The sequence below is a fragment of the Sphingobacterium sp. genome (assembly GCF_039596235.1).
Classification (GTDB): Bacteria; Bacteroidota; Bacteroidia; order Sphingobacteriales; family Sphingobacteriaceae; genus Sphingobacterium.
Window position 1 is genome coordinate 355,168 of record NZ_JBCNKE010000002.1, and the last position, 24,395, is coordinate 379,562.

The 24,395-nt window shown below is 41.2% G+C and carries 22 protein-coding genes; 10 read left to right on the top strand and 12 right to left on the bottom strand.

Annotation, left to right across the window (positions count from 1 at the left end):
- Nucleotides 1–80 precede the first annotated feature (80 nt).
- Entirely contained in the window at nt 81–530 is a 450-nt protein-coding gene (locus tag ABDW32_RS05680) for a hypothetical protein (protein WP_343560295.1), read from the bottom strand.
- A gap of 265 nt (nt 531–795) precedes the next feature.
- Here ABDW32_RS05680 and ABDW32_RS05685 point away from each other — a divergent pair, with 265 nt between their 5' ends.
- Both ABDW32_RS05685 and ABDW32_RS05690 read left to right on the top strand, forming a co-directional pair.
- Complete coding sequence (locus ABDW32_RS05685; RefSeq protein ID WP_343560297.1) at nt 796–1,224, top strand: SRPBCC domain-containing protein; 429 nt, start codon at nt 796–798, stop codon at nt 1,222–1,224.
- A gap of 38 nt (nt 1,225–1,262) precedes the next feature.
- Nucleotides 1,263–2,048 (top strand): alpha/beta hydrolase, encoded by a 786-nt coding sequence (locus ABDW32_RS05690; RefSeq protein ID WP_343560299.1) that lies wholly within the window; start codon nt 1,263–1,265, stop codon nt 2,046–2,048.
- A gap of 61 nt (nt 2,049–2,109) precedes the next feature.
- Here ABDW32_RS05690 and ABDW32_RS05695 read toward each other — a convergent pair whose 3' ends face one another.
- Nucleotides 2,110–2,304, bottom strand: a complete 195-nt coding sequence (locus tag ABDW32_RS05695) for a YqaE/Pmp3 family membrane protein (protein ID WP_077435067.1) — start codon at nt 2,302–2,304, stop codon at nt 2,110–2,112.
- Between the two features lie 260 nt (nt 2,305–2,564).
- On the opposite strand from ABDW32_RS05695, the gene ABDW32_RS05700 reads away from it, so the two are divergent.
- Nucleotides 2,565–2,774 carry a hypothetical protein gene (locus tag ABDW32_RS05700; RefSeq protein WP_343560302.1) on the top strand — a complete coding sequence of 70 codons (210 nt, stop codon included), beginning with the start codon at nt 2,565–2,567 and terminating at the stop codon, nt 2,772–2,774.
- 28 nt (nt 2,775–2,802) lie between these two features.
- Here the strand turns inward: ABDW32_RS05700 and ABDW32_RS05705 are convergent, their stop codons facing one another.
- Complete coding sequence (locus ABDW32_RS05705; RefSeq protein WP_343560304.1) at nt 2,803–3,306, bottom strand: hypothetical protein; 504 nt, start codon at nt 3,304–3,306, stop codon at nt 2,803–2,805.
- A gap of 541 nt (nt 3,307–3,847) precedes the next feature.
- On the opposite strand from ABDW32_RS05705, the gene ABDW32_RS05710 reads away from it, so the two are divergent.
- A complete protein-coding gene (locus tag ABDW32_RS05710; protein ID WP_343560306.1) occupies nt 3,848–4,300 on the top strand; it encodes a GNAT family N-acetyltransferase in 453 nt (150 codons plus the stop codon).
- Nucleotides 4,301–4,359: 59 nt separating this feature from the next.
- Here ABDW32_RS05710 and ABDW32_RS05715 read toward each other — a convergent pair whose 3' ends face one another.
- Nucleotides 4,360–4,785, bottom strand: coding sequence for a DinB family protein (locus ABDW32_RS05715; protein WP_343560308.1), 426 nt, complete (start codon nt 4,783–4,785; stop codon nt 4,360–4,362).
- A 160-nt stretch (nt 4,786–4,945) separates the two neighbouring features.
- Here ABDW32_RS05715 and ABDW32_RS05720 point away from each other — a divergent pair, with 160 nt between their 5' ends.
- Nucleotides 4,946–6,466, top strand: a complete 1,521-nt coding sequence (locus tag ABDW32_RS05720) for a glycoside hydrolase (RefSeq protein WP_343560310.1) — start codon at nt 4,946–4,948, stop codon at nt 6,464–6,466.
- Between the two features lie 211 nt (nt 6,467–6,677).
- On the opposite strand, the gene ABDW32_RS05725 is transcribed toward ABDW32_RS05720, so the two are convergent.
- Nucleotides 6,678–7,142 (bottom strand): DoxX family protein, encoded by a 465-nt coding sequence (locus ABDW32_RS05725; protein ID WP_343560312.1) that lies wholly within the window; start codon nt 7,140–7,142, stop codon nt 6,678–6,680.
- 93 nt (nt 7,143–7,235) lie between these two features.
- A complete protein-coding gene (locus ABDW32_RS05730) occupies nt 7,236–7,823 on the bottom strand; it encodes a Crp/Fnr family transcriptional regulator (RefSeq protein WP_343560314.1) in 588 nt (195 codons plus the stop codon).
- A gap of 249 nt (nt 7,824–8,072) precedes the next feature.
- On the opposite strand from ABDW32_RS05730, the gene ABDW32_RS05735 reads away from it, so the two are divergent.
- Entirely contained in the window at nt 8,073–8,858 is a 786-nt protein-coding gene (locus tag ABDW32_RS05735; protein WP_343560316.1) for a hypothetical protein, read from the top strand.
- Nucleotides 8,859–8,960: 102 nt separating this feature from the next.
- Complete coding sequence (locus tag ABDW32_RS05740) at nt 8,961–10,106, top strand: acyltransferase (RefSeq protein ID WP_343560318.1); 1,146 nt, start codon at nt 8,961–8,963, stop codon at nt 10,104–10,106.
- Between the two features lie 57 nt (nt 10,107–10,163).
- On the opposite strand, the gene ABDW32_RS05745 is transcribed toward ABDW32_RS05740, so the two are convergent.
- The 6 genes from ABDW32_RS05745 to ABDW32_RS05770 form a co-directional block, all read right to left on the bottom strand.
- Nucleotides 10,164–11,714: a right-handed parallel beta-helix repeat-containing protein gene (locus tag ABDW32_RS05745; protein WP_343560320.1), complete on the bottom strand. Its 1,551-nt coding sequence runs from the start codon at nt 11,712–11,714 to the stop codon at nt 10,164–10,166.
- 177 nt (nt 11,715–11,891) lie between these two features.
- Nucleotides 11,892–13,214 (bottom strand): IPT/TIG domain-containing protein, encoded by a 1,323-nt coding sequence (locus tag ABDW32_RS05750; RefSeq protein WP_343560322.1) that lies wholly within the window; start codon nt 13,212–13,214, stop codon nt 11,892–11,894.
- A gap of 122 nt (nt 13,215–13,336) precedes the next feature.
- A complete protein-coding gene (locus ABDW32_RS05755; RefSeq protein WP_343560324.1) occupies nt 13,337–15,214 on the bottom strand; it encodes a RagB/SusD family nutrient uptake outer membrane protein in 1,878 nt (625 codons plus the stop codon).
- Between the two features lie 20 nt (nt 15,215–15,234).
- On the bottom strand, nt 15,235–18,669 hold the full coding sequence (locus ABDW32_RS05760) for a TonB-dependent receptor (protein ID WP_343560326.1): 3,435 nt from the start codon (nt 18,667–18,669) through the stop codon (nt 15,235–15,237).
- Nucleotides 18,670–18,769: 100 nt separating this feature from the next.
- A complete protein-coding gene (locus ABDW32_RS05765) occupies nt 18,770–19,915 on the bottom strand; it encodes a FecR domain-containing protein (RefSeq protein ID WP_343560328.1) in 1,146 nt (381 codons plus the stop codon).
- A gap of 143 nt (nt 19,916–20,058) precedes the next feature.
- Nucleotides 20,059–20,628 (bottom strand): RNA polymerase sigma-70 factor, encoded by a 570-nt coding sequence (locus tag ABDW32_RS05770; protein WP_343560330.1) that lies wholly within the window; start codon nt 20,626–20,628, stop codon nt 20,059–20,061.
- Between the two features lie 564 nt (nt 20,629–21,192).
- Here ABDW32_RS05770 and ABDW32_RS05775 point away from each other — a divergent pair.
- The 3 genes from ABDW32_RS05775 to ABDW32_RS05785 all read left to right on the top strand — a co-directional run bounded on the left by ABDW32_RS05775 (nt 21,193) and on the right by ABDW32_RS05785 (nt 24,390).
- On the top strand, nt 21,193–22,563 hold the full coding sequence (locus ABDW32_RS05775) for a S41 family peptidase (RefSeq protein WP_343560332.1): 1,371 nt from the start codon (nt 21,193–21,195) through the stop codon (nt 22,561–22,563).
- A gap of 88 nt (nt 22,564–22,651) precedes the next feature.
- Complete coding sequence (locus tag ABDW32_RS05780; protein WP_343560334.1) at nt 22,652–23,248, top strand: RNA polymerase sigma-70 factor; 597 nt, start codon at nt 22,652–22,654, stop codon at nt 23,246–23,248.
- 98 nt (nt 23,249–23,346) lie between these two features.
- The gene (locus ABDW32_RS05785; protein WP_343560336.1) at nt 23,347–24,390 is read left to right on the top strand and encodes a FecR domain-containing protein; all 1,044 of its coding nucleotides are present in this window, start codon (nt 23,347–23,349) and stop codon (nt 24,388–24,390) included.
- The last annotated feature ends 5 nt before the right edge of the window (nt 24,391–24,395 follow it).

The window sequence follows — 24,395 nt, forward strand, 5'->3', positions numbered from 1 at the left end:
AATAAAAAAATAGACAATAAAAAATGCCAATGTGATTAGCATTGGCATTCCCATATACTTCCAATAAAGTTCGAGTGACGTTATTTTTTAACCTCACCTTTATATTTTACAGTACCATTTACATATAAATCCGATTTATCAGCATCATACTTATAGGTATCCTTTTGGTAGGTGTTGTTTTCAGTTTTGTCCAAAATAATCGTTGTTTTATTGTCGTCCGGTAGAAATAATTCCAGTTTGGATTTATCGTCATTAGCAACAACAAATGCACTGATAATAGCATCCCCTTCCTTAACATCGACAGGATTCAGCCGCGTGCCTACATTAAAGACCTGAATACATCCCTGTTTAACTTCACTCCAGGTTTGGCCTGCCCCCACAAGACATCCATGTTCATCCTTATCTCCGCCGATAGATGCTGTTTCTTCTTTGGCTAGACTGTCTGTTTTTTCAGCAGAGTTCGGTTGCTGTACATTATTACATCCTGCAAATAGGGTAACACATAGTGCTAAAAATGCTATTTTTTTCATTTTAATCGGTTTTTTATATGTTTTGTTCTGCAACGCAATAAATATACCATACTTGCCAAATTGATCCCCTTGTTTTGAAAAAATTAAATGAGCCGTAAATATTGTCATAGGGCAAGTTAATTTAATGCGCTGTTTATTATTATTGTATTGCAGCTAATATTGCGAGCAGTCATAACTTTTTATGTCCGAAGGCAGGGTTGAAATATTTGTTCAATAAACGTTGGAAATTAACTCGCAGGTCGCATTTTAATCTAAAAAATAACATATGGAAAACGCAAACTCAAGGAAAAATCCCCTTGTTTCAGTTGTTTTGGTAGAGAAACCACTCGAAGATGTCTGGGAGCACTGGATTGGACCGGCTTCCATAAAACAATGGAATATTCCATTTGATGATTGGCATTGTCCGGAGGCAGAGAACGATTTTAGGGAGGGGGGGCAATTTAATTTTCGGATGGAAAGGCAAGTTGATCATGAAGGCTTTGATTATCGTGGCGTGTATGATCGTATTATCCCATTCGAATATATTGAAAGTACCAGTGGCGGAAGGAACTGTATTGTTGAATTTCAGGCTATCGATCAAAATACGATTATAAGGGAAACGTTTGAACCAGATGCGGTGACACCGCTGGATCTTCAGCAGAATTTCACGGACTCCGTACTTGTCAACTTTAAAAAATTTGTAGAAAGCAGATAAAGCTAGATCTTAAATAGACAAACTAATTAAAATAAATAATGAGCACGTTGAACAATCACTCAGGCTATGTAGCAGCGAATGGGATAAAGCTATACTACGAAATATATGGAACCGGAAAGCCTCTTGTGCTTATCCACGGCGGTGGATCCTCAGGATTTTGTGATTTTGAAGAGACCGTCACGAGATTGCAAGATCGCTATCAATTGATTTTGCTCGATATGCAAAATCATGGTCGATCGGAGCATAGGGCGGTTCCGGAAACATTTGAACAGGATGCAAGGGACATTATTGCGGTTTTGGATTACCTAAAGATCATTAAAACCTCATTTTTAGGTTTCAGTAATGGTGCAACGACCATTTTGAAACTCGCTTCCCTTTTCCCGGATAGGGTAGATAAATTAATTGCTGCTTCGGGTAACACCAAAAGAGAGGGCTTGCTGGACGGTTTTTTTGATAGTATGTTGGCTTCAACGATTGAGGTGATGCCGCCTTATTTGAAGGAAAATTTTTTGAAATTGAATCCGGATCCCGAAAAGTTTAAAAATATGTATGAAAAGGATAGCCAACGAATGATAAATTTTCAGGATTTTGAACCGGGCACCTTGGAAAATATATCCTGTCCAGTATTTCTGATCGGCGGAGACCAAGATGTAGTCAAAGGACAGCATTTAGCGGAAATGCAAAAGCAGATTCCGAATGCCCGACTCATGATCCTTCCGGCCAATCACGGTAACTATATCATGAAAGATTTTAATGGGGAGGTTGATAACAGCCTAATTGATTTTACCATTGCTCAGATTCAAAAATTTCTTGAGAGCGAATAGCATCTCCCTATTCAGTACATGTGTGTTGGGCTGAAGCGATTTTAGTGTAGCATATGAGGCATTAACGGCGCATACTACGTTCCAAACTTCGTATGCGCTGCTGATTTTTACCATCAACACGTGAAGCAACGGCCCATATGGCAGCGGGCAACCAGCCCAATATAGTAAGTTGGAGGATTAAACAAATAATTCCACTGAATATTTTACCCCTTAAAAAAAAGGATAACCAAGGTAGTAGTACTGCAATCAATATCATATCAACCGATTTATAAAAGAACTATATAAAAAAAACCGAGAATAAAGTCCATTCATCTAGCTATACAGCTAGTTTAAATTTACAAAATAAAAATTGATAATAATCTATAAGTAAGCAAATCGCTGAAGATGTTAAGAAATCTTAAAATTTTCTATTTCCCGTCCTCATTCGAAAATCCGGGACAGGAGTGGCACCAATGTTGATGTTCCCCTGTCGAATATTTTTAGATGCAGTTTACAATAAGATAAATGACGGAACACATGAAAGAGCATAAAAAGATTATCGAAATTTTGGATAGTAAATATAAAACTTATTTGGAAGATGAGGGAAAATGGCTTAATGAAGGATTTAGAAACATTTTTGTTGAAGGGGAGGCCAGTAGAGAGAATCTAAAAACTCCGGTTTATCTGATGTTGCCAGAAGAAATCAGGGAATATGTGGACCAACTGTTATCGGACAACATCAGCTAAAGGAGGAGTTACAGCAGATTTTTAGTAATCAATCTTTCCTATTTCTTCCGGTATATGCCTCATTCGCGATACCAAATCTTTTGATAGTTTGATAAATCTGCTGTTTCTCTTTTTTACTCAATACATTTAATGTCGTGAGAACTTCTCTTCCTTGGGTTGTTTCTAATTCGAGCCTTGTCCCTTTCCAGAGATTTGCAGTCATCCGGATGTCGACAATTTGTACGAAAGGTACAAACACCAATAAATCAAGATCAGCGAAGGCCTTTTTGAACGTATGTCTTGTGGGCATTCTTTTGAAATAAAATCCCCTTGTATCTGTTTTCGCCCGAATGGCTTTTTTGCGGTTCATTAGCGACCAAAACCCGATCAGGATGCATATCAGCTTTAATGGTAGCCATGATATGCATCCCCAAAAAGGAGCCAGTTCTACCCATAATGTTGCTATCCCAATGAGCACTAAAAGAATAGCGATCGTGATTCTTTTCCAGTTCGGATGATAATAAATCTTTTCAGACTGCACCTCATTAATCATAAGCTCCTTATAAGTGAAGATCTATTTTTTACCTATTCTAGATCAACCTATTAATTGATCAAAAGCAATGCAAAACGATAGATTATGCGTAAATATAATCGTGTGCAACAGTCGATAGGTCGTACATTTACAATTCGTCCGAACAGATTTTATATTCGATCATACACCGAACTGTCTCAAAAGATGATCCATATGTTTGTAAACAAAAACGCCGATTTCCTCGACTATTATTTTTCCAAAAAAATCGTGGACGAAAACTGATTTATATAATGACTATAGGATTCAAATTTGCTCCAGCCATAATGCATATCAGTTATTAACTATAACAATATGTGATCTACGGAAAATAACCGCAATCACGCCCATAGATTATAGAAACAGATACAAGGGCCAATTTGAGAACGCTTCACCTGTTTCGGAATAAACAAGAAGCCTTCCTTTGTTGTTTAATGACTGGACTATCCACCATCTCAAATCTGGATGAGAATGTGAATTCTTTTAACGGATATTTTTGGCTGCATAAATCAAAATATTTACTAAAATGAATTATCAAATCAAAAGAGCCAGTCTTGAAGACCTGAATGAAACAGCAGAACTGTTTAACCTTTATCGGATTTTTTACCGTCAGGAATCGGATCTGGAAAAAGGGAAGATGTTTTTAAAAGAGCGGTTTCTGAAGGACGAATCAATTGTTTTTCTCGCCATGGTGGACGGTAAAGCTGTGGGGTTTGTACAATTGTATAAATTGTTTCATTACACTAAATTGGAAATGCAATGGTTACTGAGCGATCTGTATGTCCACCAAGATTATCGTGGTAAGGGACTTTCAGTCGCACTGATAGAGCAGAGCAAAAAATGGTGTGCCGAAACCGATGCATGCGGGTTAATGCTCGAAACAGAAAAAACAAATCATATTGGAAATGCGCTATACCCACGTTGCGGCTTTGAATATGATGCTGCGCACAACTACTATCATTGGTGGAATAAAAAGTAAGCAATATTTTGTCTAGTCCTTAGCATCATCTGATTATTTGGACTAGACTTTTTTTACGATTAAGCTAGTATCTGATGCCGATGGTGATTTAGGTGGGCTACATAATCTTCCATCAAAAAGGCAAGTGTTAAGTCATTACACTTTCGCATGGTTAAATTTTTTGCAAGCACAGTTTTAAATAGAAATAAAAGTTGCCTGTTGAGAGATAACCAGAGATCAAGCAATTGTTTGGTTTCAGATTGCTGATAATTTGCATTTTCACAAAACATATCCTGCACATAAAAAATCTGGGGGTTTTCTTCAGATTGAGCTCTTATAAACCGGAGATAGTTTGTCATGGCGCTATCAATCAGGTGTCCTAAAATTTCTTTCTTGCTCCACTTTTCCGGAATTGACTTCTCATGAAATGCCGCTGTATCTATAGTCGAAACTTCGGCAGGGAATTTTTCTAGGAGAGATTCAAAGTCAAGTATAAAATCGTTCATTTTTTATAATATGTTAATATGCTGATCGCTTATTGTTGCTTAGTTGACTGTGTCGTTAAATTTCAAATAAAAAATATTTTGTTTGAAATTTGATAAAACAATTTTACCACAACTTGTATTTAGAGATAAACTGTTATTGCAAATTAATAAACAAAAATTTATGAACAGAAATCAATTGGTTTTTAAATCCGTTTCTTGTATCGGATTACTGGTATCTCTATGTTTTACGGGGTGTCAAAAGCAGGTATTATCGACAAAGGAAGATGATGCGGTGAATCCTTTGAATCAGTTAAATGCGCAGGCTGCTGCAGTAACGACAACTGCCGTTGTGGAATGGAACCAGGAACGTCAAAAAATAGACGGTTTCGGTGCCTTTGGTGGTCGTATTGTGCCTTTCTTTGAATCTCCGAAAAGGGATAGTATTTTGGATTATCTTTGGGGGAATTCGGGATTGAAGTTGAATATATTGCGCGGCAAGGTATTACATACCTACCCCTTCGATCAACAGAGTCGGGTGGTGACCATTAAGCCAGAGGGGGTTGATATCGATGTTGCGGTTAGTAGTCCGGCTTATCAGGCGCTCTCAGCAGATGCGCGTGAGCATCTGGGCCAGCTGTGGATTCTAAAAAAAGCAAAGGAAAGATTTCAGGTTCCGGTTATTATCGCGAGCACCTGGACACCGCCGCTTTATATGAAGACAAATCCCAATAGTATCAGTGGTAAATGGTTTAATGGACTTAATCTGAATACCTCCTCGACTTTATTTGCCCGTTATTTGGCAGGTTTTGCGAAGGCTTATCAGAATGAGGGTATTACTATTAACGCCATATCGCCAACGAATGAACCGGAAAACGTATTTTCGGATTGGGACGCATCCTATTGGGCTTCAAACAAGCTTGGTGAGTTTGTCACAAACAACCTGAGACCAGCTTTAAATGAAGAAGGCTTACAAAGCACCAAAATCATCGCATCTGAAAATGCGGCTTGGGGTACAGCCAATACCTTCCTTTCTGGCATGGATAGGAGTAATGTCGATATTCTGGCAGGACATGGTTACGTTGAAATTACCGAGTTGATCGGTGGAAAAAGAGGGTTTAACCAAAACCCATCAAAGTGGACTTTCGCTACGGGTGGTAAACCAATGTGGGTAACCGAAGCATCGGACGATGGCGGAAATTATGATGCTGGAATTGAAGGTGGATTGAAGCTTGCGGTAAATATGCACAAATTGCTCGCAGATTGTGACGCCAGTGCTTATATTTTCTGGCTTGGGATGCTCGCATTTCAAAACAATGAGGCTTTAATCTGTACACGAAGTGATGGGTCGTTGGAATTTACCAAAGCGTATGATGTATTGGGACACTATTCCAGATTTGTTAAAGCCAATTACAAACGCATCAACGTTGCCGTCCAAAATGCGAATGGATTGCTTATATCAGCTTATAAAGATCCGCAAACAGGTAAATTTGCCATGGTCGTGACAAATACAGGTAGCAGTAGTGTGCCTTTGGATATCAATCTGTCAGGTTTTGTAGGGGGACAACTATCCAACTATCAGACGACAGCGACCAGTGCAGGGCATTGGGGCCTAGCCGGTGTTGTGGCACCAACAGCAAATGCTGTTTATAGTTTGACCATTCCAGCAAAGAGTGTGTCGACGTTGGAAGGTACAAAACAATAATGCTAAGAGTGGAAAAGGAGTTATCCGAAAAATCATAACAAATCCCTGAGTAGTGAATCTGTAAAAACAGGGACGAATGAAATAAAGTAAAATGGGTTCATTTCAACCTTTGAAGTGAACCCATTCTATGTTGATAATGTACGGTGTAAAGCAGGCTGGACTGTTTCGATAAAACGCAAATTTAAGTGATTTACTACTGATCACGACTGTTCTAAGACTTTGAACCCCATAATTTATCCAGCGAATATCTACCCCCACCTTGTAGGATGAGCGCGAGACAGATTCCCAGCACCAGTAAATGATATTCAAACCCTTCGGCACCGGCCGGCATTTTTCCAAACCAATTCATAAAAAAACCATGTGCGGCGTGATCGACCACGATCATACCAATAAATAGGAAAAAAATAGCAATACTGGTGAGTCTGGTCAAAAATCCAAATAGGATAAAAAACGTTCCCAGGCATTCAACTGCGATTGCACTAACGACTAAGAACATCGGGAGATTGACATGACTGGTCATGTAGTCAATCTCGCCCTGCAACCCGGGACCGTCAAACCAACCAAATAGTTTTTGAGCAGCATGTGGAAATAGAACGAGCCCTAAGGTTAGCCGCAAAATAAAGGGCGTCCAGCTATTGTCCGTTGAATGCAAACATTGTTTAATCTTTTTGTTCATCTTGTTATGATATATGATGAACAAATTTAATTCGAAATTAATGTGTAAACCTGTGCTATTTGATAAATAAAATCGGTGCGATTTGTCACAGATTTATACACTTTTATACTGTTGTCCCTTGAGTCTACTCAGCGATTCTCGAGTAATACCGAGAAAAGACGCGATATGTTGTTGGGAGATACGCTGTTCAAACCAATGATAACATTTCATAAACTCATGATACCTTTCCTCCGCTGTTTTCTGCTGAAATAGTATTCTTTTCTGGAGGGAAACAAATGCTTTTAGAAATATTTTCCGAAAATAGCTTTCTAAAGCCGGTATTTCCATAAATAGCTCTTCCAGCTTGTTTTTTTCTATTAAGAATACTTCGGTATCTTCCAATGCATCGATATTGTAAACCGAAGGCTGAGCGTGCAAGGTGCTATACCAATCTGAAATCCACCAGTTTTCAAAAGCAAATTGCACGGTATTCTCCCGACCGTTGGGACTAACCTCATATTGCCTCAGAGCGCCTTTGATGACAAAACATTCGCGTGTACAGATGTTGCCTTCTTGTAGTAAATATTGTCTGCGGCGTATTTTTTTATAGGTCAATGCTGCGCAAAAGCGTTCTTTTTCCTGATCCGATAAGTTACTATATTGACTGATGTGATTTAGTATACTGTCGTAAACGATTGACATAAAGGATTGTGGTTCATGTACTCTCAAATATAATCAATACCCGCTACATCTTAAATAACTCCGGATTTATTTTTTTACTTTTTTGAGCAATAAATGTCTTACTCTTAAATCATAAATAATGCTTTTTCAATCGGTTGCCGCGGATTGTAAATATTATTGTTAACATCAGGTGGTACTCAGTATATTTGGACATCTTTAACAATTTGTTTTAAGATAGAAAATAAGAAGATATTTTGAGCAATTTTAACCATGAAGCTATTTAGTTCTACACATAAAAGTATTCTTTTTTTACTGCTTTTATCGACATTGTTATATTCTTGTCAATCGCAGGAACCCGATGTCGTATTGCTGGACAAATTGGATCCAAGCTTTGACGTCTCGGCTTTTTATGCGCCAAAAATCAAGAAAACAGAATCCATGTTAGCTGCTGATGTGAAGGAAATGGATAAGAAAGCGCTAAAAGAGGCGTTCGAAACGGCCATGTTTAAAAAAGATACCCTAGCGATCTTTGACAGTGAGGGAAGCCTGCCGACACCCTTTTATCTGGAGTCTATTTCAGGCTGGGAGACCAAAAAGCTAAAACCGAAAAAATATTATGGTTACCGGTATAATACGATGTCTTACAACGAAGATAAAGATACTTTGGCCATGTTGAATGGCGTCGTTTTTCCCGCGTTAGCGATGGCGGAAAATAAGGATGGTAAATTTGCTTATTTATATGCGACTAAAACATCAAAAAACAAAACTGATTACCAGAGTCTTCAGGATTTTCTACAAAAAACATATACAGCTCTCCATCTATCGGAAGAAGCTGGATCAGGTATAAAAGGCTGGGAAAGTCCAGATTTTTATTATTTCCTAACGAAGAAAGATCGGACGGAGGAGCAGATCTTTTCATTTGGTGAATCCGAAGAGGATGGTCCGACCAGCACAGCTATTTCTGATATACTTTTAGAAATCTTTAGCAAGGAATATATTCAGGAGATGCGGAAGGAACAGGTCTATCTGAAAGAGTATATTCCTGTTGTTAAATAGACAGGGATGCGTTTGAACGGCAGAGACAATGTGTTTTTCCAAATTTGTTTATATTTACGTCTTTGTTTTTAGAAAATCAATCAAACTCATCTTATTATTTTTATGTCCAATACAGCTGTTTCTACTTCCGCGTATGCCGATACCAAACCACATTATAAGGTGCTCGATGGCCTGCGTGGCGTTGCCGCCATCACCGTAGTATGTTTCCACATTTTCGAAGCTTTTGCCACCAGCCACCTGGATCAACGTATTAATCACGGATACTTGGCAGTCGATTTTTTCTTTATGCTCTCCGGATTCGTGGTCGGTTATGCTTATGATGACCGCTGGGGAACGATGACCGCTATGGATTTTATCAAACGCCGGATTATACGCCTTCATCCCATGGTTGTTATGGGGGCGATTATTGGTGCTGTTATGTTTTATTTTCAGGGTTGTCCGGTTTGGGATGTATCCAAGGTGACTGTTTCGGCTTTATTGCTGGCGACCGTATTAAATGCACTGCTGATCCCCGCTCTACCTGGACATGAAGTAAGAGGGCTAGGGGAGATGTTTCCACTGAATGGTCCGAGTTGGTCCTTGTTTTTTGAATATATCGGTAATATCCTTTATGTGCTGATCATCCGTAAATTTTCAACAAAAGCACTGGGGGGGCTTGTTGTCGCTGCTGGATGTGGATTAGCCATATTTGCGATCTGGGGCCCCTTAGGCGATATCTGTGCGGGATTTTCGCTAACTGGAACAGAGTTCACAGCCGGATCATTACGTCTTTTATTTTCCTTTACCGCAGGTTTATTCCTATCTCGAATATTTAAACCTGTTCGGATAAAAGGGGCATTTTGGATCTGTAGTATTATCCTTGTTTCACTTTTGGCAATTCCGCGTATCGGAGGAGCTGAAAATCTCTGGATGAATGGACTCTATGATACGCTGTGCTGTGTGCTGGTTTTTCCACTGCTTGTAGTTTTGGGAGCTTCCGGAGAAGGGGACAGTTTTACGAACAAACTGTCTAAATTCTTGGGCGACATCTCTTACCCGCTTTATATGGTGCACTATCCTTTTATCTATTTGTATTACGCCTGGGTGAAAAATGGAAACCTCAGCTTTGAGCAATCATTGCCCGGTGCCGCAGCGGTCGTCATTGGGAGTATTGTGCTCGCTTATGTCTGTTTAAAACTATATGATATCCCTGTGCGAAAATATTTGACTCAGCGATTCTTAAAATCAAAGGGCATTCATTCGAATTAAGCGCAAGGTAGGCCAGTAGACAAGTCGTGTCGACTGGCCTATTTTCTTTTTCAAGGATTATTTTTGAAATGCTCCAATGGAAATGCGATTTGCTTTTGATCTTGCCTTTCCCCCCAGATCCAGTTCACCATTGATTGCTTGACTAATAAAATTTCCCTTGTTAAGGGCAGGCGATGAATCCCCTAATCCAAAATCAGCTTGTGCCGCTGATATAAACCCGGGATCCTGTCCAAAGATCGCATGCGTATCGCCAATGAGGGTTGCTTTCCAGGTTTGTTGATCCCGGATGACCTTCCCATTCCATATCCACTGATTTTCTCCAGTACTGAAGTATAAATTGTAGTCAATCGCATTGGACTTACCCGTATTGGTATATTTATGAATAAATACGCTATTGGGCTTGGCAACAATAATATTATTTTGGATGATGTTGTTTATACAGTTCTCAACAAGTCGTATTTCACCTTCAATTTCATCAAAATAGCCCCTGTCGATATTGTTATGAAATAGGGTATTATTCACAACATAACAGTTCAACGTACCCCCACCAGTATAATTTAGGTAGCCACCTAAACTGATCCCCGCGAGTGAGTTGTTATAGACCTCGTTATTTCTGACAATACAGTCGCGGGTAGGAAAATTGTCGGTTTCACTGACCAGGCCGATTCCCCTTCCACAGCGATAGACACTGTTTCTTTCAACAATGATATCCCGGGCGCCATCGATGTAAATCCCAATGGCCCCGTTATGTTGGGCAAATGCGGGGATGGGACCAGTTCTACCATCAATATCATAAACTTCGTTTTGGCTGATGAGTCCATTACGTGCATAATTCAGACCTGGCGTGGCATTTGCTGCATAGCCACCAGCTGCAACAATACCAATATTTTCACCATTGTATACTTTGTTCCGTCTGATTATAAAGCCATCCACATATCCATTGATGGTGAGGTTTTCAGAATAACCCGTATTGCAGTCGTGGATCGTATTATCTTCCACCGTAATATCCTTTAAGGCTTCGGTGGTATTGCCGATGACCAGAATGCCATGTCCGCTTCGGCCATCCTGTGGACTTGCATTATTCTCGATATGATGGACCCTATTATTTCGTAAGGTTATGTTTTTAGAACCTTGATCGATAATAATTCCGTTCACGTCATTGCCTTTGGCTTGTGTTTTAAAATTTCGGATTTCAAAACCCTCGAATTGAATAAAACGGGAATTTCTGACCGTTACTAAGGCTTCTGTGCCCGAAATGGATAGTCCTTCACCATCAATGGCCACAGCTTCGCCGGGATAGGACTTTATCGTAATGATCTTGGCTGAACTTCCCGATTTTGAAATCAATAGTTTCTCATGGTAAGCACCTTCACGCACAAAAATAGTGTCACCCGCTGATATTGCATCCAAAGCGCGAGCGATCGTACGAAAGGGCTGGCTCTCCGTACCCTTGTTCTGGTCATTACCTGTGAGCGAAACGTACCTGCTTTTTTGAATGGCCGAGTCGGTCGGAATACGATCGAGATGATCACTATGGCCGCATGCCGCGCACAACAGCAAACCTTGTAATAGTGCGTAGCTCAACGAAAATAGGTGCTTAAAAATCATATTAAATCAGTTGAAAGTTGAAGAAGCTGTCTAAAGTAAATACGCCTCCATATCTTTATAGCCCATACAGATCTTGGCGTCTCTAAGATGCTTAAATGGAAAAGATATTGTCAGGAATACAAACAAAAATCAAGAAAAGAGGGCTGTCCGATCGTACTATCTCGGACAGCCATTCTGTTATTCCGATATAATCTTTCGGACACTATTATTCTTTTTGTCGATCACGTAGACCGTACCATTTTTATCCACTGCAACGCCTTCAGGCACATTAAATGAAGCGGCTTCGCCAACGGCATTGGTAAAACCTGCGATGTTCGATCCCGCAAATGTACTTACCTGAAATGTGTTGCCATCCACAAAACGGATGCTCTGATCGGGGGAACCGCTATCGCCGCCGGCAGTACCGTTTCCGGCAACATACACATTGTTTTTGCTGTCAGCTGCTATCCCCCAAGGGAGTGCAAATTCAGCCACCGTATTGCTTCCATTTTTATAACCATATTTACCTGAACCGACAACAATGGTCGGCTTCCAGGTTTTGGGGTCATATTTTCTAATTTGGTTGTCGCCATGGAGACAGATGTATAGACTGCCATCTGGACCGCAAGCCATACCTGCTGGAAAATTCAATCCATCGATGACGCTCGTTACGGCTGTACCATCTGTATTTAACTGATAAATAGGAGCAGGGGAGGTCACAGCGTTATAATATAGCTTTTTTGACATGCGGTCATAAGTAATGAACCAAGGCTCCCTTGCTGCCCAGGCGACAAGCTTTGCTGTACCATCGGGTGTGATCTTGCGGATATCCCAGTTTCCGGGATCCACACAATACAGGTTACCCTGTTCATCGATAGTCAATCCATAAGGGAGGCTGAATCGCGCTTCACCACCCTTCCCGTCTGCAAAACCCGCATTACTTGGAGATCCGGCTAAAGTGCTTACGTTTCCGGCAGGATCTATTTTACGGATACAGTGGTTACCAGGATCAGTGACATAGACATTTAACGCCTCATCTACAGCAATACCGCCATTGCGGTACCAGGATTCACCTCCAAAATTAAACTTTGCATCTGCACCTTTTCCGTTGGCAAATCCCGCGGCTCCGTTGCCCGCCAAGGTACTGACCGTCCTTTTATAGATATAGCTGTAGCTATCTTTGGATGTCCCTGTTTTGCCCGCGATAGACACTTCAATAGGGCCGCTACCGGCCCGTTTGGGTATGATAGCCATGATCTGGGTACCATTTGAGCCAATGACTTTTAACGGTATACCATTGAGTTTAACGGAAATCGCAGCGGTATCGGTTGTAAAGTTCTCACCGGTGATCAGCACTTCTGTTCCATAGACACCTTGCTTTGGAAGGAAATCTGTGACAACAATGGCCGCATTGGGATCATGAGCTGTGCCCATATGATCTTTCTTACATGAAGATATTCCCACCAATATCACAAAGGAGAGCAGGGGGAAGAATAAAATCTTTTTATATATTAATTTCATCTGTCAATATTTTTTTCCATCCGCCAGATGGACTTACCCTGTTTGAAATTTTCATTTACAGCTGTAACATAAATGAAATCTCAACTAAGAGTGGTTTATAAATAGTAAAAATCAAACCCTAATTACCAGCCTGGGTTTTGGACAAGGGCTGTATTCTTGTCCAGATCATCTTGGAAAATCGGAAATAGATACATTTTGTCATCCCAGAATCTGTTTTGCAATAAATTTCTTTTATAGAAATCCTGATAGAAAAATCCTTGATTGTTATCGTTTGAAGTTATATTCATCCGGTATATCGCTCGGGAGGCTGGGTTTCCCATCATCAGTCGACGAATGAGGGTGAAATAGCGGTCACCTTCAAAAGCGAGTTCAATTTGTCGCTCGCGAAGAATCCATTTACGCTGTTCATCTTTATTGCCCACCACCTGCGGATATACCGTTTCCAGTTTAGGTAAACCAGCCCGTTGACGAATGAGGTTCAGATAGATCAGAATATCAGGATGGCCCGGATTAACTTCATTGAGAGATTCGGCATAATTTAAATAGATTTCAGCCAAGCGAATATGAATATACGGACGATATACAGCGCGGTCTTGGCGAATATTACTGGCCGGGCTGACATTTTTTTGTGCAAGATACCCTGTTTTATCGGCGCTATTGGAATTTTGGACCAGCCCAGCTTTTCCTGAATAATAAAACTCGGCTCTTCCGCGTCCATCCTTATTGCCATCTGAGGAAAAGAAGTTGCGGTCATCGGCTGTCGGTGCAGGTAAGATAGGCTTACCATTATAGAGGATATTGACGTAAAACCGCGCTTCCCGGTTTACATACATATTGGAATTTCCTGCGATGTAACCTCTATTGACTCCATCGCGGCTCTTGCCCCATTCAGCGGGATCATCCGTTGCGACGAAACCATCCTCCCGATAACCAGAAGTGGGATCGTCAATGGTTTTACCATTGCGCATCAGGTGGGCATCCACAACATTTTGTGTAGCATTCATCATGGCAATCCCACCGGGTTCAGGCGCACTTCGTTTCTCATGTCCCCAATGCCAAGTATCCGCTTTGTGCGTAGAAAAAATAATCTCACTATTCCAGTTTGTTAAAAAGAGGTTACGGAAAGAGAGGTAAGGGTCGAATTTTGAATCCCCTTCATCCAGATTGGTAAAGAGTTTATAGGCATTTAAGTCAATAACGGCTTTTGCAGCATCAGCGGCCAATTGCCATTTATTGGCATCGTTCTGTAGGGGGGCAAGTGCCTTTCCATCCTTATTTTTGAAATTTGCAAAACGCGGATTTCCATTCCATAAGGGGCTCGCCGCCCATAGCGCCACCTGTGATTTTATAGCCAGACAGGTTCCTTTACTTGGTCGACCGTAATTGGACGATGCGGACCATACCACAGGAAGGTCTGCTGCGGCAAGATCCATCATGCTATTGATGTAATCGACGCATTCCTGAAAAGAATTGCGGGGATATTTGTTGAAATCTTCGTTCAAACCCAATGTCCCTTTCAGCAATACCGCAGGACCATACTGTCGTAGTAATTTCCAATAGAACCAGCCCCGCAGAAATCGTGCTTCGGCTTTGTATTGTACTTTTAGTTCTGTGCTCAATGCACCTTCAGGAACCTTGTCGATGTTTTCCTCAAAAATAAATGATTGCCTAATGGCAGTATATGCGTTATTCCAATAATGCTGCCAGTAGCTGCTTTGTGGATTCCAGTTTCCCACAGCCATTTGCCGGACGTTCACAACGGGTATATTACACGAGGTTTCATCGCTGGCTCCCAGGGTCGTAAAATCGTCTACCGGTGTTTCGATATAACTATAGATCTGGTTTAAGTAAGATTCTGCATTGGCCCGGGTCTCCCAGACCATGTCTGAGGTGAGGAGGTTATCCGGTTTCTTGTCCAAATAATTGCAGCTTTGCATATTTTGACATAAGGCCAGTGCCAGTAGGCCCGATACGATATATTTTGGTGTTATCTGTTTCATGGTTATGGTATAGATTTAGGTTAAAACTGTGCCCGGACGCCAAAGGTGATCATGCGATTTAATGGATATTTAGCACCGTTGCTTCCCAGTTCGGGATCCCAGATTTTGAATTTGCTAAACGTCAGGAGGTTTTGGCCCGATGAATACACATAAAGCGAAGTGAAACCAAGTTTGTCCAATCCTTTTGCCTTGATATTATAACCAACAGAGGCCTGTTTCATCCGTATATAAGATCCATCTTTTAACCAGTGTGTACTGTTGATGTAATTGTTGTCGCTGCCGCTGGCCATGGTTAGACGTGGATAGTAAGCATCCTGACGTGGATTTTCTGCGGTCCATCGGTCTTCAACAATAGACATGGTATTGTTGGGATAGATTCCCAATCCCGAAAAGGGGAGCACGCCGACCCCATTGACGCCCATACCTTTCCCCGGAATTTCACTGCCATTGGCCATGATACCCACATCAGCGACCCCTTGAAAAAATACGGAAAGGTCAAAGTTTTTATACGAAGCTGAAAAACCGGCACCGTATAGCCAGGAAGGAAACCAGGATTTCCCAAGGTAGGTTCGGTCATATGCATCAATGATATTATCGTCTTCAGCATTTAAGTTTTTGTAACGGATATCTCCCGGAGACACGGGGTTAAATTTTTGCTGAGGAGCAGACTCGACCTCTTCTTTGCTCGTAAAGTAGCCCATGGCAATATGCCCCTGATATTCGCCATAGCGTGTTCCTGTCTTGGATTGATAACCGTAGCGTCTGACGGGCTCATCGGCAAAAACAATTTTATTGCGGCTATAGGTGACGTTACCAAAAAGGCGGAGCCCGACATCCCCAAATTTATCGTTGTATTCAATGCTGGCATCCATACCTTTATTGTCCATCTCACCTATATTAGCGTAAACAAAAAGACTATTATAGCCGGCGATAGATGAAATGGATTCCCTACGGATCAGAATATTTTTCCGACGCTCGGCGAAACCGTCAAAGATCAGGTTGAGCTTGTTCCATAATCCAATTTCAAGACCGATCCCGGTTTTATAGGATTTTTCCCAGGTCAGATTTTCTACACCCATTACCCTTTCGGTTTTTCCACCGGCCCAGGTACCATTGAGACCAAAACCTGTAAAACCACCTTCACCGATCTGCGTTAAGTAGGGAAAGCGATTTTGAGCATCGCCGATGTTATCGTTACCGACCACACCATAGGATCCCCTGATTTTTAATAAGCTGAATGTCTTTTTCAACGGTTCAAAAAATTCCTCGCTGGAAATCACCCAACCTGCAGAAGCGGACGGAAACAGGCCAAATTTTTGACCCTTTTCGAAATTTTCAGATCCTGTATAGCCCGCGTTAACTTCGACAAGATATTTATCACGGAATCCGTAGTTGATCCTCCCAGCCAGACTTTGGTTGCGGTAGGGGATAGAGCCAATAACACTGCCTGAAAGACTGACTAGACGGTTACGCATATTATAGAGAAACATCCCGCCGATTTTGTGGTCATTGAAAGTACGCTCGTAGTTTAAATTACCTTCCAAGTACATGACGCGTTGGCCAAAAGATTCTTGACTATAGTCCAAAAATTGCTGACCAACTCTGCTTTGATTAAAAATGAGTTCCCCCTCGGGTGTTCTTCCTGTCGCCTGCCATAAATCATTTCTCCCTGAACGACGGTTGTTGAATTCACCATAACTGTCAAAAGAGAACCGGGCATAAGCGGATAATCCTTCCGTAATCGCATCTAATTTTTGATTAATGGTCAATACCGATTGCACAATGGGTTTGAATTCGCTGGAGTAGCCATTGTTTTGTACCTCATTTAATGGATTGGCGCCGCCACCGCTAAGTGGTCCGGCCCATTTACCGTCCGGATATTGAATTGGGTAGGCGACGGGTGTAGTCGCATAAGCCAGATACCACAGATCACCGGCAGCAATACCGGGATAGCGGGAGTTGACCAACATCCCCGTTAAGTTGAGCTGAACGGACGTAGTTTTTGATAAATTGACATCCACATTACTGCGGAAATCATAGCGCTTGAAATCAAGATTCGGATTGTAATTGTTTAAATTACGGACTTTATAAGGACCGGTTTGATTATAATACGATCCTGAAATATAGTATTTCACCGATTCGCCACCACCGGTAATGTTGATGTTGGCATTGGTGAGCATGGAATTCTTCTTATATACTTCATCAATCCAGTTCACATTGGGATACATATAGGGATCCAGTCCACTGGCTGTTTTTTGGATCAATTCGTCTGTATAGACGGGATTAAGTCCCATATTTCTTCGCGCTTCATTCTGCAGTTCCATATATTTTATTCCATCCAGCATTTGTGGGGTTTTCGTAAAACTGGAAAAGCCCGTTTCTGCCTTAAAGGAAATCTTTGGTTTGCCAGCGACACCTCTTTTGGTCGTAATAATCAAAACACCATTGGCACCTTTGGCACCATACATTGCCGTGGATGAAGCATCTTTTAGGAGAGAAATACTAGAGATATCTTCGGGATCAATATTATTGAAAGAACCACCGAAACCACCATTGACATCATCACGCTGTACACCATCGATGATAATTAGCGGAGAGGAATTACCCGTATATGTTCCGATTCCCCGGATTGTAAAAGTTGAATTGTCATAACCGGGTTCGCCACTGGATTGCACGGAGATAATACCAGCAACTTTACCGGCCAAAGCATTCGATAAATTGGGAACCGGTGTGCGCATATCGGCCATATTTACTGAACTCACTGCACCTGTAACGTTAATTTTCTTTTGTGTACCATAACCGACGACAACAACATCATCGAGGTTGTTATTCGCAAGTGCAAGGGTCACATTTAAATACCCCTTGTTGTCTGCTTGTCGTTCAATGCTCTCATAACCTACGTAGGTAAATGTCAAGATCACTTGTCCAGAGCCTGAGGGCGGAGCAATGGTAAAATTACCCTGGCCATCGGATGTGGTCGTGATCTGGGTATTTTTTATTCGTATCGTTACGCCGGCAAGTGGTTTTCCCTGTTGATCTTTAACCGAACCATTAATGGCCTTTTGATTTTCGGTCACTTCACTGGTTCGGGCTGCAGCTTTGGTCTCTTTAGGGCGTATAATCAAAGTCTTTTTGATGACTTCGAATTCAAGTGCCTGATTTCGGAACAGGGTCGTTAAAGCTTCATTCAACGTGGCATTCTCCAAGTTAAGCGTGACAGGGCCCGCTTTCTTGATCAGCTTTGAATCGTAAAGCAGGTCAAGCTGGGCCTGTTTGCTGATTTCCGCGAGAATAAGGTCGACCTTACTATTTTTAAAATGTAGGTTCATTTTTTGGCTATAAACCGGAGTTTTAGCCTGAACAGCGCCAAAAAATGCGAGCAGTAGATAGAACTTCATAATCAATAGGGTCTTAATTAAGAACATGTACTGTTCTTTTCCCGGTATTATTTTCATAATTTTGTTTAGAATTAGAAGGTTAATTAATTTTTGACAGAAAATTTTTAAACTCTATTCGTAGCCAGGATGTGACAGCATCCTGGCTTAAGTTTTCGATTTATCTTTTGCTGACGTAGATCCTCCTTTCCACAATTTTAAATTTGATTGATTTTGTTAGTTCGAGAAGCGATAAGATTTCTTCAATACGTTCTCTCCGGGAAACTTTCATTTTGAGGTTTACATCATCCCAATCTTTTCCTTCGAATATCACTTCGGCGTCATACCATTGCGCTACATCCGCCATAATGGTTTTGATATTTTCATCTTTGTAAATAAAATAATTGTTCTTCCAGGCGACTTCGGATTCTGGATCAAATTGATCGATCTGAACATCTGCAGCAGATATCTTTGCCCGCTCACCAGGTTTGAGCATCGTCTGGCCTGCTTTTGAGGTTAAACTTACTGATCCCTGGAGCAGGGCGACTTTTGCAATATGATGGTTGTCCCGATCGGATACGTTAAACTTCGTGCCCAGTACCCGTATTCCAAATCCGTTGCCCTCCACAATAAATGGTTTGTGTTTTGATTCGGCAACTTCAAAATATGCTTCTCCTTTGACTTGAACGAGACGACGGTCAGCAGAAAAATGCTCCGGGAAAATCAGGCTACTCTCGGCATTGAGCCATACTTTGGTACCATCTTCTAAATTGATCTGATATTTACCGCCTTTCGGGGTTTCTAAGGTGACGAGTTGAGGATGCATATTTTTTTCCGTTGTCTTTGCCTGATAACTGATACTACCTTCCTGGTCAATTTTAAATATTAGTTTACCAAAAGGGACTGTGTCTCCAACCTGCTGTTGCTGCAGATCCAGGCTACTGCCATCTGAATTTTTCAACGAGGCCTTTTCTGAACCCGGATTCAGGTAGGCCCCTTGATTGGTTAGCTGTAAGTCGGTATTCCGACCTTTAAAGAAATAATATCCGCTAATGCTGGAGGCCGCAAGTAACAAAGAGGCGGCATAGGGGAGATAACGACGGAAAGTGCTTAATTTTTTAGTATTGCCCGCTTCTGCTTGAATAAGTTGTTCTACGTTGTACTTAATCTGGGTTTCTATATTTTCCGCCGGACCGTATTTATCTTCGTCCCATGTAGCATCATGATATGCATCTAACAGCCTATCATCTACTTCACGCAATTCATCTTCGGCGGATTGCTTACGCAAAATTTTCTTGATTAAGTCTATAATTTCAGGTTTTTTCATGAAATCTATAATTGATTCGTTCTTATAGAGTTCATTTTTTCAATTAACCCCCAAAAGGAATTGCACTTTTTTTTAAAAAGAAACTATAAAAGCGTCTTTTATTAGATTGGCTGCGTTGTAATGTGTTGTATTTCAGGTTCTTGCTAGAAAAAGAAAATCTGAAAAAAGATGTGCATATTCTGCATACCTTGTTTTAATCGCTTCAATGCAATAGAAATTTGGTTTTCTACTGTTTTTACGGAAATATCTAGCTTCTCAGCAATCTCCTTATGGCTTAGCTGCTCCATTCTGCTGAGGTAAAAGATTTCCTTACACTTGTCAGGAAGCTGGTTGATCATTTGATCCAGGTAATCCAGCAGTTCACTGTACTCCAATTTTAGCAAGGGGTTGAAGGAATCAACATAGTCCTCATCTAAATCTTTCAATTCAACATGGTCCATTTTCTTTTTGACATTTCGGAACACTTCGTAACGAATGCAGCCAAATAGATAGGTTTTGATGGAATATTTAAGATTTATTTTCTCCCTGTTGCGCCATATATTGATAAATACGTTTTGGACAAGTTCCTGACATACTTCGGGATCCTGCATAGTGACAGATGCCGTTTTGAACAGTGGTTGCCAAAAGCGATGCATCAGGTGTTGTAGCGCCCGTTCCTCACCTTGACAAACTGATTCAAAAATTTGCTGATCCGAACAGGCGGAGAAATTCATAGTTTAATTCTGTTTACAATAGGTATCCCACAAAAACCTTCTCAAAGTAAGAATAAAATAACAATAAAACAAAATCTAATCCGCCAATGCCAAGCTCTGTAAGTGGCAATGAAGTTGTCAGCTGACAGGATATGAGGGGTAGGGGAAAAAGAGTAAACAGGTTTCTTGATGATTTTTGATGGATGAGGTTCGGCCGATCGAGGGGACTGCTGCTGACCAAGTTATGACCATGTTCGCCCTGTAAGCAGAGTGAATGCACGGTAAGTCCACGTTGAGTCCACCTTTTAAGGTGCTTTCACCGTGCCTGTATGTTTTTTACAAGTCGGGAGGGGGGCGAAGTTAGGGCGAACTTGTTCATAAGCTATTTACAACAAAGCCCGTTGCAAATTTCTATATAACTCCCTATTAGGCACCTCAATTTCCGTTTCCACAACGCCGTTGGATTATCTTAACCGAAGTGTATGTTCTTTCATTTAAAACTTAATATAGTCCTAACGATAAGTTGATGTTAGATGGCTAAGTTGATGTGAATTAGTGGTCAAAAAAGTGCTTAGTGTGAATATCATGAAACAAGTCTATCAGCTATTGAATTTGATTATTTTCCTTTTTGTCGTTCAATTTTTGGGATGTAAGAAAGATCCGCCAAGTTATCCTGTGGGTTCCAATGCTTATGTCAACAGCTGGATATTGGATAGCCTTCGCCGCTATTATCTGTGGAATGAATCTCTCCCCAAAAAAATCAACATGGACCAGGAACCACAACTGTTTTTCAAGTCTCTATTGCATGCGAATGACCGTTTCTCCTATATGGTCAATCCAGGAGATCCTGGTAGCCTTCCTAAATCCAACCGGAATCAATTTGGATTTGATTATAGTACCTTGAGCACTGCGGATGGTAAGCTCGTCTTTGCCGTTGTCAAATACGTTTACGAGGATTCGCCCGCGTCCCGAAATGGATTGAAGCGAGGAGATTACATCAGTAAGATCAATGGGCAGCAATTGACTACTGCAAATGCTGCTGAGCTTCAAAAACAGCTTTTGACGGCTGAAAAGGGGCGACTAACGTTAGCTGCTTTTGAAAATAATTCCCTGAAAGATATTCGAACTGTGGAATTAAATAAGGGGATGCTGTTGGAGCAGCCCATTTTACGGGAGACTTTCCGTTTGAATGCCAAGACAATTGCTTACCTCTATATCAATGATTTTAGTCCCGGCATAGCCCAATCGGCCATATCGGATTTTACTGTTTTAAAAAATGAAAATATAGATGCTCTTGTACTGGACCTCCGCTATAATCCCGGTGGCCAAGTTGCTGAGGCTGCAGGTATTGCGGGATTGATTAGTGGATTACCTGATGATACTCCTTTTATTACCTATACAGGTAATAAAAATGGTGGACGAAAAACTGAAAGTATCGGTCAAAGTGCTTCCAGTGATGGTACATTACAATACAAGCAGATTGTGGAAAACAGTTTGAAACTAAAACAGGTCTACATTTTAACAGGTACTACAACCGCGTCAGCAGCAGAAGTATTGATCAATAATCTCAAGCCGTATGTGAATGTCGTCACAATAGGAGAGAAAACAAGAGGAAAAGATGAAGCTTCATTTGTTATTAAAGATATGCAGCCCTTGAAAACGGTACCCTGGGAGATGCATCCGATTATTTACAAGTTGTCCAATGCGCTGGGAGCGGGAGATTATGCGAATGGAATACTGCCACAATATGATGTCAACGAACTCGAAGCCTTACCATTAAAAGTTCTGCCTTCTCTTGATGATCCCTTGATCCAACACGCTATTGCACTAATTGAAGGAAATAGGAGTCAGGACAAGCAGCGAGCAAGCAAACGGTCTCCGTTAAATTCGCTGCGCATATTGACTGATAGCAGACGAGAACAAACCGATCAGGATATGCTACACTTAAGTAATTAACAACTATATAACAGATACTTAAACTACTGTTAACTGTGGGTTAATAGGCGCTGTTTAGCTTTGAGCTATTACCATCAATATACTTGTTATGAAAAGGAAAGCAACCGAAACAAATGAACAGTTATTGGAAAAATTACGTCAGGGAGATACAAGGGCATTTCAGGAACTGTATTACCGCATGCGTAGTAAGGTAATTGGCTTTTCGTACAAGTTTTTACGTTCTCAGGAGGAGGCAAAGGAACTGACTCAGGAGGTATTTGTCAAGCTTTGGGAAAATCGTGAAAAAATAGATGCCAGCAAAAATATTGAGAGTCTTTTATTTGTCATGGTACGGTACAGTATGCTCGATGCCTGGAAAAGAAAGTTGCGCTACGATAATTTTCTCGAAACGCAAAGCAAAGTCGAGCAGCATCAGGATTTCACTGCACAATACATCGATTATCAAGAATGCTATGCGGTATTAACACGTTCGATTGAAGCGCTGCCGCAACAGGCACAGAAGGTGTACCGACTGAGTCGGGAAGAGGGATTGAGTCATCAGGAAATCGCTGACCAACTACAGATTTCTACCAATACGGTGAGCAATCACATCAAAAAATCCATGCAGCAGATTCGAACCTATTACCATAAGAGCTATCCAGAAGCATTTGGCTGTATCTTATGCTTGGCTTTGGCCCTTATCTAAGTGCTAATTTTTCTTGCCAAAAATTATTCATATTTTTTTTCCTTTCAAGTAGCCGTTCTTTCCTTGCCGGTCTTTCTATAGATAAATAAGCAAAAAAAGTGCAGGATAAAGAATACATCAAAAGCATCATGGAACGTTTTCGCCAAGGGCTGGCAAGCCCAAGGGAGAAAAAGATCCTGTTGCACTATTTAGAAACAGATCAGCAAGAAGAGCACATGGAGCTCTTTACGGAGATGATGGCTGAAATGTGGGACGTCGAACCCAGCTATCGGGAGGATACTCCTGAGACGGAAGCTGCTTTTGCTGAGATCTTGCAGGAAATTCCACAGCATAAGAAAAGAAAGCCAGCCAGGATCGTACAGTATTGGTCATATGCGGCGGCAGTAGTGTTGGTCTTTTCAGTTGTTTCGAGCTTGTTTTATGTTCAGAAACCCGAAAAGCTTAAGCAAACCACGAGCATAACATGGTCGAGTAAAACGACCCCTCAGGGCCAAAAGACAAAGATTAGATTAAGTGACAGTAGTATTATTTATCTAGCGGGAGGCAGTACATTACGTTGGCCTGATCAATTTGTTAAAGGACAAAAGCGGGAAGTTATATTGGCCGGTGAAGCTTTTTTTGAAGTTAAAAGAGATACCAGTAGCCCTTTTATTGTACATACTGGCGCTGTGAGTACACAGGTATTGGGCACTTCCTTTAATATTTATGCCTATCCAAAAGACAAAACTCAGGTCGTCTCGGTGCGCAGTGGGAAGGTGCGCGTAAGTAGTAAAGGGATGCAGGAAACGAAAAAATTAGCGGATCTAACCGCAGGAATGCGGTTGACCTACGAGCAACAAACGGAGGATTTTGTTGTGGAAAAAGGGCAGGATCCCGCTATATTTAATAGTTGGATAGAAAACCGTCTGAGCTTTCGAAATGCCAGCCTTGGCGAAATAACGAAGAAATTAAGCCGGTATTATAGCATTCATTTTAATATCAAGGGTTCGTGCAAATTTGATCATTATCGTATTAATGCCAGTTTTGACAACCAGCCCATCAGGAAGATTATGGAGCAGTTAGCAGTGATGAGCGGTGGTAAACTTAGCTATCGGATCAATGACGAAAACTCAATCACCTTATGGAGGAAGGAATGCCCATGATATAG

What these genes read in the sequence shown, in the direction of transcription:
- ABDW32_RS05775 (WP_343560332.1), top strand. Translation starts at nt 21,193, where the DNA reads ATGAAACAAGTCTATCAGCTATTGAATTTGATTATTTTCCTTTTTGTC.
- ABDW32_RS05735 (WP_343560316.1), top strand. Translation starts at nt 8,073, where the DNA reads ATGAAGCTATTTAGTTCTACACATAAAAGTATTCTTTTTTTACTGCTT.
- ABDW32_RS05695 (WP_077435067.1), bottom strand. Translation starts at nt 2,304, where the DNA reads ATGATATTGATTGCAGTACTACTACCTTGGTTATCCTTTTTTTTAAGG.
- ABDW32_RS05780 (WP_343560334.1), top strand. Translation starts at nt 22,652, where the DNA reads ATGAAAAGGAAAGCAACCGAAACAAATGAACAGTTATTGGAAAAATTA.
- ABDW32_RS05685 (WP_343560297.1), top strand. Translation starts at nt 796, where the DNA reads ATGGAAAACGCAAACTCAAGGAAAAATCCCCTTGTTTCAGTTGTTTTG.
- ABDW32_RS05725 (WP_343560312.1), bottom strand. Translation starts at nt 7,142, where the DNA reads ATGAACAAAAAGATTAAACAATGTTTGCATTCAACGGACAATAGCTGG.
- ABDW32_RS05740 (WP_343560318.1), top strand. Translation starts at nt 8,961, where the DNA reads ATGTCCAATACAGCTGTTTCTACTTCCGCGTATGCCGATACCAAACCA.
- ABDW32_RS05710 (WP_343560306.1), top strand. Translation starts at nt 3,848, where the DNA reads ATGAATTATCAAATCAAAAGAGCCAGTCTTGAAGACCTGAATGAAACA.
- ABDW32_RS05730 (WP_343560314.1), bottom strand. Translation starts at nt 7,823, where the DNA reads ATGTCAATCGTTTACGACAGTATACTAAATCACATCAGTCAATATAGT.
- ABDW32_RS05720 (WP_343560310.1), top strand. Translation starts at nt 4,946, where the DNA reads ATGAACAGAAATCAATTGGTTTTTAAATCCGTTTCTTGTATCGGATTA.
- ABDW32_RS05680 (WP_343560295.1), bottom strand. Translation starts at nt 530, where the DNA reads ATGAAAAAAATAGCATTTTTAGCACTATGTGTTACCCTATTTGCAGGA.
- ABDW32_RS05750 (WP_343560322.1), bottom strand. Translation starts at nt 13,214, where the DNA reads ATGAAATTAATATATAAAAAGATTTTATTCTTCCCCCTGCTCTCCTTT.
- ABDW32_RS05745 (WP_343560320.1), bottom strand. Translation starts at nt 11,714, where the DNA reads ATGATTTTTAAGCACCTATTTTCGTTGAGCTACGCACTATTACAAGGT.
- ABDW32_RS05705 (WP_343560304.1), bottom strand. Translation starts at nt 3,306, where the DNA reads ATGATTAATGAGGTGCAGTCTGAAAAGATTTATTATCATCCGAACTGG.
- ABDW32_RS05690 (WP_343560299.1), top strand. Translation starts at nt 1,263, where the DNA reads ATGAGCACGTTGAACAATCACTCAGGCTATGTAGCAGCGAATGGGATA.
- ABDW32_RS05715 (WP_343560308.1), bottom strand. Translation starts at nt 4,785, where the DNA reads ATGAACGATTTTATACTTGACTTTGAATCTCTCCTAGAAAAATTCCCT.
- ABDW32_RS05770 (WP_343560330.1), bottom strand. Translation starts at nt 20,628, where the DNA reads ATGAATTTCTCCGCCTGTTCGGATCAGCAAATTTTTGAATCAGTTTGT.
- ABDW32_RS05755 (WP_343560324.1), bottom strand. Translation starts at nt 15,214, where the DNA reads ATGAAACAGATAACACCAAAATATATCGTATCGGGCCTACTGGCACTG.
- ABDW32_RS05700 (WP_343560302.1), top strand. Translation starts at nt 2,565, where the DNA reads ATGAAAGAGCATAAAAAGATTATCGAAATTTTGGATAGTAAATATAAA.
- ABDW32_RS05760 (WP_343560326.1), bottom strand. Translation starts at nt 18,669, where the DNA reads ATGAAAATAATACCGGGAAAAGAACAGTACATGTTCTTAATTAAGACC.
- ABDW32_RS05765 (WP_343560328.1), bottom strand. Translation starts at nt 19,915, where the DNA reads ATGAAAAAACCTGAAATTATAGACTTAATCAAGAAAATTTTGCGTAAG.